Genomic DNA, 15,875 nt, shown 5'->3' on the forward strand with positions numbered 1-15,875 from the left:
GAAGGACGCCGTATCGTCGCCGCCGGACGGGCGGAGACGCTAAACGCCTCGCAGAGCGCCGGTAAGACCAGGACGAAAGTCCCGGCACAGCGCGTCGAAGCAGGAAGCCCCCGGAAGGGTCACACGACCCAGGCCGGAATCCCTGGACTTCAGGCCAGGGAGCACGTCAAGCCGCTATGCAGGCAGGTCGTCGGCCGTCAGTACGCCAAGACGCACATGACGGCCCCCACGGGGCCTGGGGGCCGTCACTGAAAACTCACGTCGGGCGCAAGAGTGCTGCGCGACTCAATCCATCGGGTAGAAGTCAGGCTCCGGAAACAGCCTCGCGATAGAGAACGGCTCGAACTCCGGATCCGTCAATACTCGGTAGACAAACTCGGAAGTGGACATGCTCACTTGTTGCCAGGGGTACGGATCGCCTTGCGTGACGATGGGCCAGCTCATCGGATCTTCCTCCGCGGACGCCAGCCAGAAGTAGTTGCACTCCATTTCGCCGAACGCCCAAGGAATGAGACCACGCCGACCGGGCCGGTACATCTGGTAGGGCTTGAAGAGGGGATCGGGCCCGTCCTCCGGGGCGCCGTCGAGATACTTCTTCCAGATTCTGGCCAGGTCGAACTGCCTCGTGCCATCGACGGTGAGAACATGCAAGAATTCCGAGAATTCTCCCTTGCCGAACGCCTCGGCAAGCTTCTTGTAATCCTCGGGCAGTGCCGTACCGAGATCTTCCTCAACGCTGCTCCAGGAAATCTCAGGCCGAAGCGGATCCCAGTTCGCGGCCTCAGCGATTCGCTCGATCCACATTCTTTTCACATTCCGATCGAAGACTTGGACCGGGCGGCATGCCAGGTATTCGGCACCGAATCCGTGCCAAGTATTCGGCACCGAATCGCTGGCACCGCTCGAACTGCTCCAGGTTATGTCGAACCGGTCCGGCATCGGATCGACGGCACTGGGGTAGTGCACCATGACCTGAGACGGGCGACCCGCCCGGTCGACCCGTTCCGCGGGTGGAAACAGGTCGAACGTACTACCGGGGGCTACGAAACCGCAGGTCAGGCACCCTTCTCAGCAGGCTCAAGAATCGCCACACACTCCACATGATGGGTCATCGGAAACAGATCGAACGCGCGCAGCGTCCGCACCCTGTAGCCGCCGTCGCGGAAGTACGCCAGGTCGCGGGCGAGGGCCGCCGGGTCGCAGGCGACGTAGGCGATGCGGCGGGCGCCGAGGCCGGTCAGGTGCTTGACCGTCTGCTTGCCGGCGCCTGCGCGCGGGGGGTCGAGGACGATCAGGTCGGTCTCGGTGATGCCGGTGCGCGGCAGGACCTGGTCGACCTTGCCGTGCTCGATGCGGACCCGCTCCAGGTCCTTCAGGTTGTGCCGGGCGTCCTCTACGGCGCGCTTGCCGGACTCGATACCGAGGACGGCGCCCTTCTCGCCGATGCGCTGACCGATGGCGCCGGCGAACAGGCCGACGCCGCAGTACAGGTCGAGGGCGGTGTCGCCCTTGCGGGGCAGGAGGCCCTGCATGACGGCGCGGACGAGGGTGCTGGCGGCCTGCGGGTGGACCTGCCAGAAGCCGCCCGAGCCGACCCGGTAGGTACGGTCGTCGGCGCGCTCGCGGACGAAGGCTCGGCCGTGCACGCGGTGGACGCCGCCGTCGCGCTCGTCGACGCGCATCACCGAGACGGGCTTGTCGAGCTCGACGAGGGGCAGCCGGCCGCCGGGCCTCGGCGTGAGAATGACCTGGCGGTCGTGGGAGCCGGTGGCGGCGATGGCTTCCACCGAGGCCATACCGGGCCATTCCCGCTTCTCGATGCCGAGCTCGGTGACGCCGGGGGCCGCGATCAGGCAGCGCTCGATGGGCTCCACGTCGTGCGAGCGGTGCTTGCGCAGGCCGACGCGGCCGTCCTCGTCGATGGCGTACTGGACCCGGGTGCGCCAGGCCGGTACCTCGCCCGCCGGAAGCTTGTCGCCCTCGGCCGGCATGACGGTGCCGTCCCAGCCCGCCTCCTCGGGGGTGAGGCCCGCGAGGCGCTGGAGCTGTTCGGCGATCACTTCGCCCTTGAGCCGGCGCTGGGCGCCGGGCTTGGCGTGCTGCCAGTCGCAGCCGCCGCACTTGCCGGGACCGGCGTACGGGCAGGGTGCCTCGACGCGGTCCTTGGACGCCTCGATGATCCGTACCGCGTCGGCGCGCAGGAAGCGGGAGTCGCTCTCACCCTCGGTGACCCGGGCAACGACCTTCTCGCCGGGAAGCGTGTGCCGTACGAAGAGGACCTGGCCCTCCGAGGTGCGGGCGATGCAGTGGCCGCCGTGTGCGACGGGCCCGACCTCGACCTCGTACTCCTCCCCGACCAGCGACGACGTGGGTTCGTTCTGCATGAGGGGGTGGCTCCAGAGATCAAGGGAAAAACGGCCGGACAACAACCCACGAGTCTACGTCGGTGTCGTCCGGCCGTTTACCACGAGCAGACGGGCTTCGTCAGCCCTTGTCGGCGGGTTCCTTGGGCCTGCGCTCCACGGGTCCGCGGCGCACCGAACCCGGTGCGTTCCACTCGGCGCGCTTCCTGGCGCGCTTCTTCGCCGCCTCGGAGGACTCCAGCTGGTACGGCACAGAGGTCACCATCACGCCCGGGGTGAACAGCAGCCGCCCCTTGAGGCGCAGGGCGCTCTGGTTGTGGAGAAGGTGCTCGTACCAGTGACCGACCACGTACTCCGGGATGTACACGCTCACGACATCGCGCGGGCTGTCCCGGCGCAGGCCCTTCACGTAGTCGATGACCGGCCGGGTCACCTCGCGGTACGGGGAGTCGAGGATCTTCAGCGGGATGTCGATGCCGCGCCGCTCCCAGTCCTCCCTGAGCGCCTTGGTCTCGGCCGGGTCGACGCTGATGGAGAGCGCCTCCAGCCGGTCGGAGCGGATCAGCTTGGCGTAGGCGAGGGCGCGCAGCGTGGGCCGGTGGAGCTTGGAGACCAGGACGATCGAGTGGACCCTGGAGGGCCGCATCGTCTCGTCGGCCGGGGTCTCCTCCGCGGCGATCTCCTCGGCGACCCGGTCGTAGTGCCTGCGGATCGCGGTCATCGTCCCGTAGAAGATCACCATGCCGAGCAGCGCGACCCAGGCACCGTGGGTGAACTTGGTGGCGAGCACGACGACGAGCACCAGGCCGGTGAAGAAGGCGCCGAAGGTGTTGATGGCGCGGGAGCGCATCATGTGGCGGCGCTTGGCCGGGTCCTTCTCCGTCGCCAGGTGGCGGTTCCAGTGTCTGACCATGCCGGTCTGGCTGAGGGTGAAGGAGACGAAGACACCGACGATGTAGAGCTGGATGAGCCGGGTCGAGTCCGCTCCGTAGATCCAGACGAGCAGGATCGCGGCTCCCGCCAGCAGCACGATGCCGTTGGAGAAGGCGAGCCGGTCACCGCGGGTGTGGAGCTGGCGGGGCAGGTAGCGGTCCTGGGCGAGGATCGAGCCGAGCAGCGGGAAGCCGTTGTACGCGGTGTTGGCAGCCAGGAAGAGAACGAGTGCGGTGGCCGCCGCGAGGAAGATGAAGAAGAACGTGTCGCCGCCGAAGACGGCGGCCGCGACCTGCGAGATCACCGGGTCCTGGACGTAGCCGGAGCCGACCGGGACACCCTTGTTGATCAGGTCCGTGGCCGGGTTCTCCGCCATCTTCACGTCGGTGGCCATGGCCAGGGCGATGATGCCGCAGAACATGGTGACGGCCAGCAGGCCCATCATCGCGAGCGTCGTCGCGGCGTTCTTGCTCTTCGGCTTGCGGAAGGCGGGTACACCGTTGCTGATCGCCTCGACCCCGGTGAGGGCGGCACAGCCGGAGGAGAAGGCCCTCAGCAGCAGGAAGACCAGCGCGAAGCCGCCCAGCCCCTCGTGCTCGGCCTTGATCTCGAAACCCGAGGTCGGGGCGTGCATGGTTTCACCGAGGACCAGCCCCCGGAACGCGCCCCAGGCGATCATGATGAAGACGCCGGCCACGAAGAGATACGTGGGGATGGCGAAGAGCTTGCCGGACTCCTTGACGCCGCGCAGATTCATCAGTGTCAGCAGCACGATGGCCACGATCGCGGCCGTCGTCTTGTGCTCGACGACGAACGGGATCGCGGAGCCGAGGTTCTCCACCCCGGAGGAGATCGACACCGCGACGGTCAGCACGTAGTCGACCAGCAGTGCACTCGCCACGGTCAGCCCGGCCCTGGGGCCGAGGTTGGTGGTGGCGACCTCGTAGTCGCCACCACCGCTCGGGTAGGCGTGCACGTTCTGCCGGTACGAGGCAACGACCGTGAACATCAGGACCACGACCGCGAGCGCGATCCAGGGGCTGAAGCTGTAGGCCGACACGCCCGCGATGGACAGCACCAGGAGAACTTCTCCCGGCGCGTACGCCACCGAGGACAGCGGGTCGGATGCGAAGACGGGAAGTGCGATGCGCTTGGGGAGGAGTGTTTCTCCCAGCTTGTCGCTGCGCAGCGCCCGTCCGATCAGAATCCGTTTGGGCAAGTCGGTCAGTTTGGACACGCAGAGGATCGTAAGCGTTCCGTATGGAAGCCGCAGACCCACCACCCCCGTGGCCCCGCAATCTCCTGCGCTCGGCCGAAAACGCCACGAAATCCTTAACGAAATCCTTGCGCTCAGGCGTCCGCGAACAGGGCGCTGTAGCCGTTGAGCGCGGGCTGGCCGCCGAGATGGGCGTAAAGGACGGTGGAGTCGCGGGCGATCTCGCCGCGCGCCACGAGGTCGACCGTCCCGGCCATCGACTTCCCCTCGTACACGGGGTCGGTGACCATGCCCTCGGTACGGGCGGCGAGCCGCATCGCGTCGAGAGTGGTGTCGTCGGGGATGCCGTACGTGCCCGCGTGATAGCGCTCGTCCAGCTCGATGTCGTCCACGGTGAGCTCGCGGCGCACCCCGATGAGCCGTGCGGTGGCAGCCGCGATCCGGGCGATCTGCTCGCGGGTACGGGCGGGTTCGGCGGAGGCGTCGATGCCCAGCACGCGCCGGGGGCGGCCTCCCTCCTCTTCGAGCGCGGCGAAGCCCGCGGCCATGCCGGCCTGGGTGGAGCCGGTCACCGAGCAGACGACCACGGTGTCGAAGAACACGCCGAGTGCGCGTTCCTGCTCGGCGACCTCGTACGCCCAGTTGGCGAAGCCGAGCCCGCCGAGAGGATGGTCGGACGCGCCGGCGGGGATGGCGTACGGCCGACCGCCGCCCTCCTCGACCTCACGCAGCACCTGCTCCCAGCTTTCCTTGACACCGATGCCGAACCCGGCGCGCACCAGACGGACGTCGGCGCCGGCCAGTCGGCTGATCAGTATGTTGCCGACCTTGTCGTAGACGGCGTCGGGCCACTCGACCCAGCTCTCCTGGATGAGGACGCACTTGAGGCCGGCACGGGCCGCGACCGCCGCGACCTGGCGGGTGTGGTTGGACTGGACCCCGCCGATCGAGACGAGTGTGTCGCAGCCCTTCGCCAGGGCGTCGGCGACGAGGTATTCGAGCTTGCGGGTCTTGTTGCCGCCGTAGGCGATGCCGGAGTTGCAGTCCTCCCTCTTGGCCCAGATGGCGGCGCCGCCGAGGTGGTCGGTGAGCCGGTCGAGGCGGTGCACGGGAGACGGGCCGAAGAGGAGGGGGTAGCGGTCGTACGAGGAGATGGAGGGAGAGGACGGGGCTGCGGGCGATGCGGGCGTCACGGGGGGCTCCCTTGGTCGGGGGTTGGTGGGGTGATGGTGGTCGGGGGTCGGTGCGGCGATGGTGGTCGGGGGTTGGTGGGGTGATGGTGGTCGGGCCGTCGGACTAGTCGGACGGTTCGTCGACGAGTTCTTCGAGCGCCCGCCAGATCTCCGCTGTGACCAGGGCCGCGGCTTCGGCATCGCGCTCCGCGCATGCCTCGATCAGCCGGTCGTGCAGCTCCGCCGAGCCGTGTGCCGCGCTCGCCGTACCGAACTGCCGCCACTCCAGGCGCCGGATCAAAGGGGTGTAGCGCTCGACGGTGGCGGCCACGGCGCGGTTGCCGCAGGCGGTGACGAGGACGTCGTGGAGCCGGTCGTCGGTGCGCAGCGCGTCCGCCACGTCGCCGCGGCGGGCCGCGTCCCGGAAGCGGTCGTTCGCCTCGCGCATCGCGGTGATGTCCGAATCCGTGAGGAGGGGTACGGCCGTCCTGGCGGCGAGTTCCTGCATGGCCCGTACGACCGCCGCCGCGTCCCGGACGTCGCGCGGCACCAACCGGGTCACCCGGGTGTAGCTCTGCGGCTTGGATTCGACAAGACCCTCGCCGGAAAGCCGGGACAGCGCGTCGCGGACCGGGGCCCGGGACAGCCCGAGGCGTTCGGCGAGGTCGGCGTCGCGGACGGGGGCACCGGGCGGGATGTCGCCGCGGACGATGGCGTCACGGATCGCCTCGTACGCGGTGTCCCGCAGCAGAGTCCGTCTGACGGGGCGCAGGGTCTCCATGAACTGACATGTTAGATGTCTGTGCTGGTTGTACTCAAGGGTCCGTCCCGCAGTGGCTGCGGTCGGCGGCCCTCCCCGTCCCCATCGCGGGGCGCGGCGAAAGCGCACTCGGATGAGGCTTCGCACTCCCAGCCGCACAGGACCGACCGGCACATGGGGGTGGGAGAAGGAGCGGGGCTGGGTGCGTGCAACCGCAAGGCGCAGGAGGGAAGCAACGCGAAGGGGGCCCCTCCCATGCCTTTCGGGCTATGGGGGAGTTGTTGACTGACGACAACGCCGCAAGCGGAGTCGCAGGACGCCGGGAGCCCGCTCCCTATCGTGGGGGAGGTCGTAAGCTCATCCTGGGCAACGGAACAGACCGTTGCCCCGTTGTTTGCCCGGCAAGCTGAGGAAGAAGTGTGAGCAGGGTGTTTTCGCAGGTCAGCCGGACAACCAGGACTGCGAGGTAGGCGCAAGGTGCACATCGTCATCATGGGCTGCGGGCGAGTAGGAGCCGCTCTCGCGCAGACCCTGGAGCAGCAGGGGCACACGGTCGCCGTCATCGATCAGGACCCCACGGCGTTCCGGCGCCTCGGGTCCGGATTCGGTGGGCGGCGCGTCACCGGTGTCGGCTTCGACCAGGACACCCTCCGTGAGGCGGGGATCGAGGAGGCCGGTGCTTTCGCCGCGGTGAGCAGCGGCGACAACTCGAACATCATCGCCGCCCGGGTGGCCCGCGAGATGTTCGGCATCGAGAATGTCGCGGCGCGGATCTACGACCCCCGGCGCGCCGAGGTCTACCAGCGTCTCGGTATCCCCACCGTCGCCACCGTGCGCTGGACCGCGGACCAGATGCTGCGGCGGCTGCTGCCCTCGGGCGCCGAGCCGCTGTGGCGGGATCCGAGCGGCGGTGTGCAGCTCGCGGAGGTGCACACCACACCGTCCTGGATCGGCCACAAGATCAGCACCCTGCAGGAGGAGACGGGCGTCCGCGTGGCGTTCCTCACCCGGTTGGGCGAAGCCATACTGCCCACCTCGCAGACGGTGCTGCAGGAGGGCGACCTGGTCCACGTGATCATGCGTACGGACGAGATCGCGAAGGTCGAGGCGGCCTTCGCCGAGGGTCCTGAGGAGGGCGGTCACTGATGCGTGTCGCGATTGCCGGGGCCGGTGCGGTGGGCCGTTCCATCGCGGGCGAGCTGCTGGAGAACGGGCACGAGGTGCTGCTCGTCGACAAGGCGCCGACTGCCATTTCGGTGGAGCGGGTGCCGATGGCCGAGTGGCTGCTGGCGGACGCCTGCGAGATCACCTCACTCGACGAGGCGGCACTTCAACGCTGCAGCGTCGTGATCGCCGCGACCGGCGACGACAAGGTGAATCTGGTCGTCTCGCTGCTCGCGAAGACCGAGTACGGCGTGCCGAGGGTCGTCGCCCGGGTCAACAACCCGAAGAACGAGTGGCTGTTCAACGAGGCCTGGGGCGTCGATGTCGCGGTCTCCACGCCGCGTCTGATGTCGGCCCTGGTCGAGGAGGCGGTGAGTGTCGGCGATCTGGTCAGGCTGCTGCGCTTCAGCCATGGTGACGCCAACCTGGTCGAGCTGACGCTGCCCCCGGAGTCGGCGCTGGCCGGTACCCAGGTCGGCGAGGTGGCCTGGCCCGAGGACACCTCGCTGGTCACCATCATCCGAGGCCGGCGCGTTCTGACGCCGAGCACCGAGGAGACGCTGGAGGCCGGTGACGAGCTGCTGTTCGTGGCCGCACAGGCCCGCGAGGAGCAGCTTGAGGATCTGCTGTCGGTGCGCCGGGGCGACTCGGAGGGCTGACCGACGCAGGGCAGGCAGAGGGAAGGGGCCCGGCACCGTGTGAAAACGGTTCCGGGCCCCTTCCGTCTGTCGTGGACGGTTCAGAACTCCTGATGGCGCGTCGCGGCGGCCGCTTCCGCCTTGCGGGCTTTCTCGGCCTCCTCCTGCGCCTCCATCTCGGCGAAGACATCGATGGGCGGCGGCGCCTTGGCGAGGAAGACCCAGGTCAGATAGACCGCGAGCAGGAACGGCGGGATCTTCAGGGCGACCAGGACCCAGCCGAACTGGGTGGTGTCGGCCCACCAGTACAGCGGGAAGAGGATCGCGCACTTGGCGAGCAGGACCAGCCCCCAGGCGTAGCTGGCCTTGGCGTACGCCTTCTTGCGGCCGGGGTTCCTGGTGCGCCAGGAGAGGTTCTCCTTGAACACCGGGCCCAGCATCAGACCGATCAGCGGCACCCCGGCGAGGGTGGTGATCAGGTAGGCGAGTGCCAGGCCGAGCGTGTAGAGCATGCCCGGCAGGTAGAAGTCCTTGGCATTGCCGGTCATCATCGCGAAGACCACACCGAAGGCCACGCCGAAGACACCGCTGAAGGCGTGCTTGACGGTGTCCCTGCGGATCAGCCGTACGGCGACGAGGACCAGGGACACCACCAGGGCCGCGATGGCCGACAGGTGCAGATCCTTCTTGATGGTGAAGATCGTGACGAAGAGCAGCCCGGGAACGACTGTCTCCACCATCCCCCGGACACCGCCGAACGCCTCGAAGAGCGCTGCCTCGGTGACCGCCTTCGCGTCGGCGTCCTGCTGATCGGTGCGGGTGGTGCGGTCCTTGTCGGACGTCGGCTTGTCAAGAGACGTCACCGGCTACTCCTTGCCGAGCGGTCGGAGTTCGTATGTGGGGTTGAACAGCACCCGGCGTCCATGGCTCATGGCGATCCGGCCCGAGGCGATGAGCTTGCGGCCCGGTTCTATGCCCGCGATGGAGCGCCGGCCCAGCCAGACCACGTCCAGCGGCGCGGTGCCGTCGAAGAGCTCTGCCTCCAGGGCGGGCACTCCGGCGCGCGGCCGCAGGGTGACGGTCCGCAACGTACCAGTCACCTTGACGATCTGGCGGTCGGCGCATTCGGAGATCCGCGTGCACCCCGAAGCCTGCGCGTCCTCCTGCAGCTCCTCGGACTCCAGGTCCTCCTGGGAGCTGGACAGCCGGTCGAGCATCCGCCGGAAGCGGCCGGACGGCTTCGCAGCCTTGCCGGGCTTCTCGAATCGAGGAACAGCACTCATACCCGAAGGGTACCGGTCTCCCGTACCCCGGGCGGGCGTCCCGGGTCTCACTCGAACGAGTCACTCGCAAGGGTTACGGGACACGGCCGGATACGGACTGCGGGACCGGGCCCTGCAACGCACGGATTACGCGGCAGAGCCCGGCACGGGTTACGGGACAGGACCGGCGACGCGTTCAGCCGCGCTCGAAGCGGTAGCCCATCCCCGGCTCGGTGACGAAGTGCCGGGGGTGCGAGGGGTCGGCCTCCAGCTTGCGCCTGAGCTGCGCCATGTAGACCCGCAGATAGTTGGTCTCGGTGCCGTACGAGGGCCCCCAGACCTCCTGGAGCAGCTGCTTCTGGCTGACCAGCCGGCCGCTGTTGCGGACCAGGACCTCCAGCAGGTGCCATTCGGTGGGGGTGAGCCGTACGTCGCGTCCCTCTCGGTGGACCTTCTTCGCCGCCAGGTCGACGGTGAACGCCTCGGTCTCCACGATCACGACGTCGTCGGAGCCCTGCTGGCCTACGGGTTCGGCGCGGCGGACGGAGGCGCGCAGCCGGGCCAGCAGCTCGTCCATGCCGAACGGTTTGGTGACGTAGTCGTCCGCGCCTGCGTCCAGGGCCTCGACCTTCTCGTCGGAGGTGTGACGGGCGGAGAGCACCAGAATCGGCACCCGGGTCCAGCCGCGCAGCCCCTTGATCACCTCGACGCCGTCCATGTCCGGCAGTCCGAGGTCGAGGACGACGACATCGGGGTGGCGGGCGGCGGCGAGCTGGAGGGCGGTCGCGCCGTCGGCCGCGGCGTCCACCTCGTACCTGCGCGCCTTCAGATTGATCACGAGGGCGCGTACGATCTGCGGCTCGTCGTCGACCACAAGCACCCGGGTCATGGGGGCCCTGCCTTTCTGGTGTACGGCGATCTCCTGGGACGTTGCGGAGATCATGAGGTGACCCGCGGGGTCATGAGGTGACCCGCGCGGGCAGGTCGGGGCTGACGGGAACGTACCCCGATGCCGCCTTGAGGGTCAGCACCATGGTGAGGCCGCCGCCGGGGGTGTCCTCGGCGTCCAGCGTGCCGCCCATGGACTCCACGAAGCCGCGGGCGACGGCGAGGCCCAGCCCGACGCCTGCGCCGCGCGGGGCGTCGCCGTAGCGCTGGAAGGGCTCGAAGATGCGCTCCTTGGCGTCGTCGGGGACGCCGGGACCGCGGTCGGCCACCCGTAGCTCGACGCGTTCGCCGAGCGCGCTGGCGGCAACCGTGACGCGTTCTCCGTAAAGGCTGTACTTGACGGCGTTCTCGACGATGTTGGCGACGGCCCTCTCCAGCAGCCCGGGGTCGACGTCGACCATCGGCAGGGTCTCGGGGATGTCCAGGTCCACGCTGCCCTCGGGGACGCCTCCGAGCGCCATCGGAACCACCTCGTCGAGGTCGATCTCGCGGATCAGCGGGGTGACGGTGCCGGTCTGCAGCCTGGACATGTCCAGGAGGTTGCCCACGAGGTGATCGAGGCGGTCGGCGCCGTTCTCGATGCCCTCCAGGAGTTCGGCCTCGTCCTCGTCGGACCAGGCGACGTCGTCGGAGCGCAGGGAGCTGACGGCGGCCTTGATGGCGGCGAGCGGGGTACGCAGATCGTGGCTGACGGCGGCGAGGAGAGCCGTCCTGATCCGGTTTCCCTCGGCGAGCCGCCGGGCCTCCTCCGCCTCGTCGACCAGGCGCTGGCGGTCCAGCACGACGGCGGCCTGGGCGGCGAACGCGCCGAGCACCCGGCGGTCCTCGGCGGGCAGCACCCGGCCGGAGAGCGCGAGCGCCATGTGGTCGCCGACGGGCATGTCCACATCCGCGTCCTCCGGCCGGGCCACCGGGCCCGGCCCGACGCTCCCGGCGCACGTCCACGGATCGACGTCGCTCTGCCGTTCCAGCAGGGCGACGGACTCCATGCCGAAGGTCTCGCGGACCCGGTCCAGGAGTGCGTCCAGAGTCGTCTCGCCGCGCAGCACACTGCCGGCCAGGAAGGAGAGGATCTCCGACTCGGCCCGCAGCCTGGCCGCCTGATGAGTGCGGCGGGCCGCCAGATCGACGACCGAGGCGACCGAGACCGCCACCGCGAAGAAGATCACGATGGCAACGAAGTTCTCCGGATCCTGCACGGTCAGGGTGTGGGTGGGCGGGGTGAACCAGTAGTTCAGCAGCAGCGAACCGGCGGCGGCCGATGCGAGGGCGGGCAGCAGCCCGCCGAGGAGGGCCGCGGCGACGGTCAGGAAGAGGAAGAGCAGGACGTCGTTGGCGAGGCCGGGGCCGCTGTCCAGGCGGATCAGGAGCAGCGTGAGAAGGGCCGGGCCGCCCACACCGACCAGCCAGCCCCAGATGATCCGGACCCTGCCCAGCCGGGCACCGCGGGCGATGGGCAGCCCCCGGCCCTTGGCGACCTCTTCGTGGGTGACGATGTGGACGTCGAGGTCGGGGCCGGAGTCACGGGCGACGGTGGCGCCCACGCCCGGTCCGTAGATGTACTGCCAGGCCTTGCGGCGGCTGGAGCCGAGGACGATCTGCGTGGCGTTCACCCCACGGGCGAATTCGAGGAGGGCCGACGGTATGTCGTCGCCGATGACATGGTGGAACGTGCCGCCGAGGTCCTCCACGAGAGTGCGCTGGACGGTGAGTTCCTTGGGCGAGGCGGAGGTCAGTCCGTCGCTGCGGGCGATGTAGACGGCGAGGATCTCGCTGCCGGAGCCCTTGGCCGCCATCCGGGACGCGCGGCGGATGAGCGTACGGCCTTCGGGACCGCCGGTGAGTCCCACGACGATGCGTTCGCGGGCCTGCCAGGTGGTGCGGATGTTGTGCTCGCCGCGGTACTGCTGAAGGTATTCGTCGACCCGGTCGGCGACCCAGAGGAGGGCCAGCTCGCGCAGGGCGGTCAGGTTGCCGGGGCGGAAGTAATTGGACAGGGACGCGTCGATCCGGTCCGGCTTGTAGATGTTGCCGTGGGCCATCCGGCGGCGCAGCGCCTGGGGCGACATGTCGACGAGTTCGAGCTGGTCGGCCCTGCGGACGACCTCGTCGGGGACGGTCTCGCGCTGCCGTACGCCGGTTATGGCCTCGACGACGTCGCCGAGCGATTCCAGATGCTGGATGTTGACGGTGGAGATCACGTCTATACCGGCCTGGAGAAGCTCTTCGACGTCCTGCCAGCGCTTGGCGTTGCGGGAGCCCGGCACATTGGTGTGCGCCAGTTCGTCCACCAGGGCGACGGCCGGGGCGCGCTCCAGGACCGCGTCGACGTCCATCTCGGTGAAGACGGCGGAGCGGTACTCGATCTCACGGCGCCGGATCTGCTCCAGGCCGTGCAGCATGACCTCGGTGCGCGGGCGGTCGTGGTGCTCCACGAAGGCGACGACGCAGTCGGTGCCCCGTTCCACACGGCGGTGGCCCTCGGAGAGCATCGCGTACGTCTTGCCGACGCCGGGTGCCGCACCCAGGTAGATCCGAAGCTTGCCGCGTGCCATGGCCCCATTGTCTTCTCTGAACCGGCTGCCGCCGATGCGGCAGCCAGTTCGAAGCTACCCCGAGGATTCTCGACAAATGGGACCGGGGGTGGGGCGAGGGACCGAATTGACAGGATTCTGACGCCTCGGACGGGACCCGGCCCGCGCCCCGTCCCCACTACTCGTACTCGACACTACTCGTGCTCGACGATGTGCCCGTCGCTCAGCTCCAGTACCCGGTCCGCCAGCCCCAGCAGCTGTGCATCATGCGTCGCCACCAGCGCGGTGACCCCCTCGCTCCGTACCACCGCCCGCAGCAGCTCCATCACCGCGAGCCCGGTCTCCGCGTCGAGCTGCCCCGTCGGTTCGTCCGCGATCAGCAACGCGGGCCGGTTGGCCAGTGCCCGGGCGATCGCGACGCGCTGTTGCTGACCGCCGGAGAGTTCACCGGGGCGCTGAGCGGCGTGGTCGGCGAGGCCGACCATGGAGAGCAGCAGCGCGACCCGGTCCTCGCGCTCGCGCGGGTCCGCCTTGCGCAGCCGCATGGGTACGCCGACGTTCTCCGCGGCGGTCAGGATCGGGATCAGGCCGAAGGACTGGAAGATGAAGCCGATCCGGTCCCGGCGCAGCTCCAGGAGCCCGTTCTCGCCGAGTTCGGCGAGGTCCGTGCCGTCGATGGTGATCCGGCCGCCGTCGGGGCTGTCGAGTCCACCGACGAGGTTGAGGAGTGTCGTCTTGCCGGAGCCCGAGCGTCCCTTGAGCGCGACGAGTTCACCGCGCGGCACCTCGAAGGACACCCCGCGCAGCGCGTGCACGGCTGCGGCGCCTGTGCCGTACGAGCGGCGCAGGTCCTCGACCCGGACCATGGGCCTGCGGGCCGGGTCCTCAGCGACTGCGGCGCCGCCCTGGCCACCGGTGCTCGTCCGGCCCGTGTTGTCGGTCATGCCTCTCCCCCGTACGTGTCTCTCCCCCGTGCGTGCTCGGTCCCGTGCGTGCTCGGTCCCGTTGGCCGCCAGTATGTGCGTGCGACCCGGGACTGGGCAATGCCCGCACGGACCTGACAGTTCGCCAGACACCGGCTCCTTCCTCATCGAAGGGCAACCGTTTCCCGACAACTTCCTGACACCGACTGACCAACCTGGCCATGGGCTGTCCCGTAATACGCGCGCCCGCCAGGGATTACGGGACAGCCCTTGGGTCCACCGGGCGAGTGCCCCGTCCTCGAAAGGGTGCGTATGACGTTACGAAGAAAGCTTCCCGGGCTGGCCGCCGGAGCCCTCGGGATATCCCTGACCCTGTCCACGGTTGCCGCCGCCACCACCTCCAGGGAAGCGCCGGCCCCCACCGTTTCCGAGCAGCAGGTGATGCCCCATCTGCGCGCCCTGCAACGCATCGCGGACCGCAACGGCGGCAACCGAGCGCATGGCACAAAGGGGTTGCGAGCTGCTGCCGGTTTGCTGCACTGAAGTGAGTTGTGGTGAGCGGGAGTGAGTCCTGGCGGTGGGGTTGGTAGAGGTGGGAACGGAGGTTCTGGGGCCGAATGGGTGACCTTGGCGGTTGCTGCTCGTTGGGCTGGGTGGCAGGTGTCCGGCGTTGGGAGAGGGGGTGGTGTGGTGGGTGGTTTACGGAAGTTGGCCGGGTCCTTCGTGGTGCCCGGGCCTTGCGGGGTGGCGGTCCGGGACCGCCTCAAGCACCTCACAACCCAGGACGAGAACGTGCTCCGCTTGATCGGTGAGCATCAAGGCCGTCTGGCCTCGCGTGATCTCAGGGCTCGCTGCGCGGATGGCCTGGAGCACAGCAAGGACACCTGGGCGTCACGCAAGCGGGACCTGACCGCGCAGTCGTCGTCACGGATCGCGGGTGCCATCACCAAGGCCACACACGACCAGTGGGCACTGGCCCGCCGCTGCCAGGCCGCACACATCCAGACGCTGGAAGCCGGGATCAGGACGCTGCGCCACCACCTGTCCCTCCCGATCGGTGAACCCGGGACGAAGCGGGCCCTGGGCGGCTACCGCTCCCGAAGCGAGTGGTTCCACAAGTCCCGGCGCCTCGCCGCGCTGGAGGCGCGGCACGCGGCCGTTGCTGCCGACCGGCAAGCCGGACGCGTTCGTGTGGTGCGGGGCGGCAAGCGCCTCCTCAATACCCGCCACCACCTCACCAAAGCCCAGCTGACCGAAGGCCAGTGGCGGGAACGCTGGGAGGTGGAACGCTGGTTCATCGCCGCCGACGGTGAGTCGGGCAAGCGGTTCGGGAACGAGACGATCCGCATCACCCCGGACGGCGAAGTGTCCATCAAACTGCCCGCCCCACTCACGCACCTGGCCAACACCAAACACGGCCGCTACACCCTCGCCTCGACCGTGGCGTTCGCGCACCGGGGTCAGGAGTGGGCCGACCGCATCGCCGCGAACCGGGCCGTCGCCTACCGCATCCACCTCGACACCGGACGCGGCCGCTGGTACCTCACCGCGTCCTGGCAACGCCCCGCCGTCCAGACCATCCCGTTGGACACTGCCCGCGCCCGGGGCATGATCGGCGTCGACACCAACGCCGACCACTTCGCCGCCTACCACCTCGACCCACACGGCAACCCCATCGGCGACCCGCACCGCTTCCCCTACGACCTCTCCGGCACCACCGCCCACCGCGACGCACAGATCCGCCACGCCCTGACCCACCTGATCCACTGGGCCAAGCAGACCGGTGCCGCCGCGATCAGCATCGAAGACCTCGACTTCACCACCGAGAAGACCCGCGAGAAGCACGGCCGCCGGAAACGGTTCCGGCAGCTGATCTCCGGCATCCCGACCGGCAGACTCAAGGCCCGGCTGGTCTCCATGGCCGCCGAACAGGGCCTGAGCATTGTCGCGGTCGACCCCGCC

The 15,875-nt window shown here is 69.1% G+C and carries 14 protein-coding genes; 4 read left to right on the top strand and 10 right to left on the bottom strand.

The genetic code is table 11. The features are described 5' to 3' along the window. Positions 1-285: 285 nt before the first annotated feature. The 5 genes from ABTZ94_RS29435 to ABTZ94_RS29455 all read right to left on the bottom strand — a co-directional run bounded on the left by ABTZ94_RS29435 (position 286) and on the right by ABTZ94_RS29455 (position 6,465). Positions 286-969: a hypothetical protein gene (locus ABTZ94_RS29435; RefSeq protein ID WP_351205143.1), complete on the bottom strand. Its 684-nt coding sequence runs from the start codon at positions 967-969 to the stop codon at positions 286-288. A gap of 86 nt (positions 970-1,055) precedes the next feature. Beyond that, complete coding sequence (locus ABTZ94_RS29440) at positions 1,056-2,384, bottom strand: class I SAM-dependent RNA methyltransferase (RefSeq protein WP_351205145.1); 1,329 nt, start codon at positions 2,382-2,384, stop codon at positions 1,056-1,058. Positions 2,385-2,484: 100 nt separating this feature from the next. Beyond that, entirely contained in the window at positions 2,485-4,533 is a 2,049-nt protein-coding gene (locus ABTZ94_RS29445; RefSeq protein WP_351205147.1) for an APC family permease, read from the bottom strand. A gap of 113 nt (positions 4,534-4,646) precedes the next feature. Next, positions 4,647-5,705 (bottom strand): 1-aminocyclopropane-1-carboxylate deaminase, encoded by a 1,059-nt coding sequence (locus ABTZ94_RS29450; protein ID WP_351205149.1) that lies wholly within the window; start codon positions 5,703-5,705, stop codon positions 4,647-4,649. A gap of 103 nt (positions 5,706-5,808) precedes the next feature. Next, on the bottom strand, positions 5,809-6,465 hold the full coding sequence (locus tag ABTZ94_RS29455; protein WP_351205151.1) for a GntR family transcriptional regulator: 657 nt from the start codon (positions 6,463-6,465) through the stop codon (positions 5,809-5,811). Between the two features lie 456 nt (positions 6,466-6,921). On the opposite strand from ABTZ94_RS29455, the gene ABTZ94_RS29460 reads away from it, so the two are divergent. Then, a complete protein-coding gene (locus ABTZ94_RS29460) occupies positions 6,922-7,590 on the top strand; it encodes a potassium channel family protein (protein WP_351205153.1) in 669 nt (222 codons plus the stop codon). After that, a complete protein-coding gene (locus ABTZ94_RS29465) occupies positions 7,590-8,267 on the top strand; it encodes a potassium channel family protein (protein ID WP_351205155.1) in 678 nt (225 codons plus the stop codon). Before ABTZ94_RS29460 ends, ABTZ94_RS29465 begins: the two co-directional genes overlap by 1 nt. A gap of 80 nt (positions 8,268-8,347) precedes the next feature. On the opposite strand, the gene ABTZ94_RS29470 is transcribed toward ABTZ94_RS29465, so the two are convergent. From ABTZ94_RS29470 to ABTZ94_RS29490, 5 genes are all read right to left on the bottom strand, one after another. Further along, a complete protein-coding gene (locus tag ABTZ94_RS29470; RefSeq protein ID WP_351205157.1) occupies positions 8,348-9,109 on the bottom strand; it encodes a DUF3159 domain-containing protein in 762 nt (253 codons plus the stop codon). 3 nt (positions 9,110-9,112) lie between these two features. After that, positions 9,113-9,529 carry an OB-fold nucleic acid binding domain-containing protein gene (locus ABTZ94_RS29475; protein WP_351205159.1) on the bottom strand — a complete coding sequence of 139 codons (417 nt, stop codon included), beginning with the start codon at positions 9,527-9,529 and terminating at the stop codon, positions 9,113-9,115. A gap of 175 nt (positions 9,530-9,704) precedes the next feature. Next, the gene (locus ABTZ94_RS29480; protein ID WP_351205169.1) at positions 9,705-10,397 is read right to left on the bottom strand and encodes a response regulator; all 693 of its coding nucleotides are present in this window, start codon (positions 10,395-10,397) and stop codon (positions 9,705-9,707) included. 70 nt (positions 10,398-10,467) lie between these two features. Then, positions 10,468-13,011, bottom strand: a complete 2,544-nt coding sequence (locus ABTZ94_RS29485) for a DUF4118 domain-containing protein (protein ID WP_351205161.1) — start codon at positions 13,009-13,011, stop codon at positions 10,468-10,470. A 173-nt stretch (positions 13,012-13,184) separates the two neighbouring features. Then, a complete protein-coding gene (locus ABTZ94_RS29490; protein ID WP_351205163.1) occupies positions 13,185-13,934 on the bottom strand; it encodes an ABC transporter ATP-binding protein in 750 nt (249 codons plus the stop codon). A gap of 291 nt (positions 13,935-14,225) precedes the next feature. Between ABTZ94_RS29490 and ABTZ94_RS29495 the strand changes: the two genes are divergently transcribed. Both ABTZ94_RS29495 and ABTZ94_RS29500 read left to right on the top strand, forming a co-directional pair. Next, positions 14,226-14,456, top strand: a complete 231-nt coding sequence (locus ABTZ94_RS29495) for a hypothetical protein (RefSeq protein WP_351205165.1) — start codon at positions 14,226-14,228, stop codon at positions 14,454-14,456. Positions 14,457-14,603: 147 nt separating this feature from the next. Continuing rightward, the coding region (locus ABTZ94_RS29500) for an IS200/IS605 family accessory protein TnpB-related protein (protein WP_351205167.1) at positions 14,604-15,875 on the top strand (1,272 nt) is incomplete at its 3' end.

The sequence above is a fragment of the Streptomyces sp. NPDC002785 genome (genome assembly GCF_040295565.1).
Taxonomy (GTDB): domain Bacteria; phylum Actinomycetota; class Actinomycetes; order Streptomycetales; family Streptomycetaceae; genus Streptomyces.

Excerpts from the sequence above, each read along its gene's own strand:
- ABTZ94_RS29435 (WP_351205143.1), bottom strand. The coding sequence starts at position 969 with ATGGTGCACTACCCCAGTGCCGTCGATCCGATGCCGGACCGGTTCGAC.
- ABTZ94_RS29440 (WP_351205145.1), bottom strand. The coding sequence starts at position 2,384 with ATGCAGAACGAACCCACGTCGTCGCTGGTCGGGGAGGAGTACGAGGTC.
- ABTZ94_RS29455 (WP_351205151.1), bottom strand. The coding sequence starts at position 6,465 with ATGGAGACCCTGCGCCCCGTCAGACGGACTCTGCTGCGGGACACCGCG.
- ABTZ94_RS29465 (WP_351205155.1), top strand. The coding sequence starts at position 7,590 with ATGCGTGTCGCGATTGCCGGGGCCGGTGCGGTGGGCCGTTCCATCGCG.
- ABTZ94_RS29475 (WP_351205159.1), bottom strand. The coding sequence starts at position 9,529 with ATGAGTGCTGTTCCTCGATTCGAGAAGCCCGGCAAGGCTGCGAAGCCG.
- ABTZ94_RS29480 (WP_351205169.1), bottom strand. The coding sequence starts at position 10,397 with ATGACCCGGGTGCTTGTGGTCGACGACGAGCCGCAGATCGTACGCGCC.
- ABTZ94_RS29485 (WP_351205161.1), bottom strand. The coding sequence starts at position 13,011 with ATGGCACGCGGCAAGCTTCGGATCTACCTGGGTGCGGCACCCGGCGTC.
- ABTZ94_RS29490 (WP_351205163.1), bottom strand. The coding sequence starts at position 13,934 with ATGACCGACAACACGGGCCGGACGAGCACCGGTGGCCAGGGCGGCGCC.
- ABTZ94_RS29495 (WP_351205165.1), top strand. The coding sequence starts at position 14,226 with ATGACGTTACGAAGAAAGCTTCCCGGGCTGGCCGCCGGAGCCCTCGGG.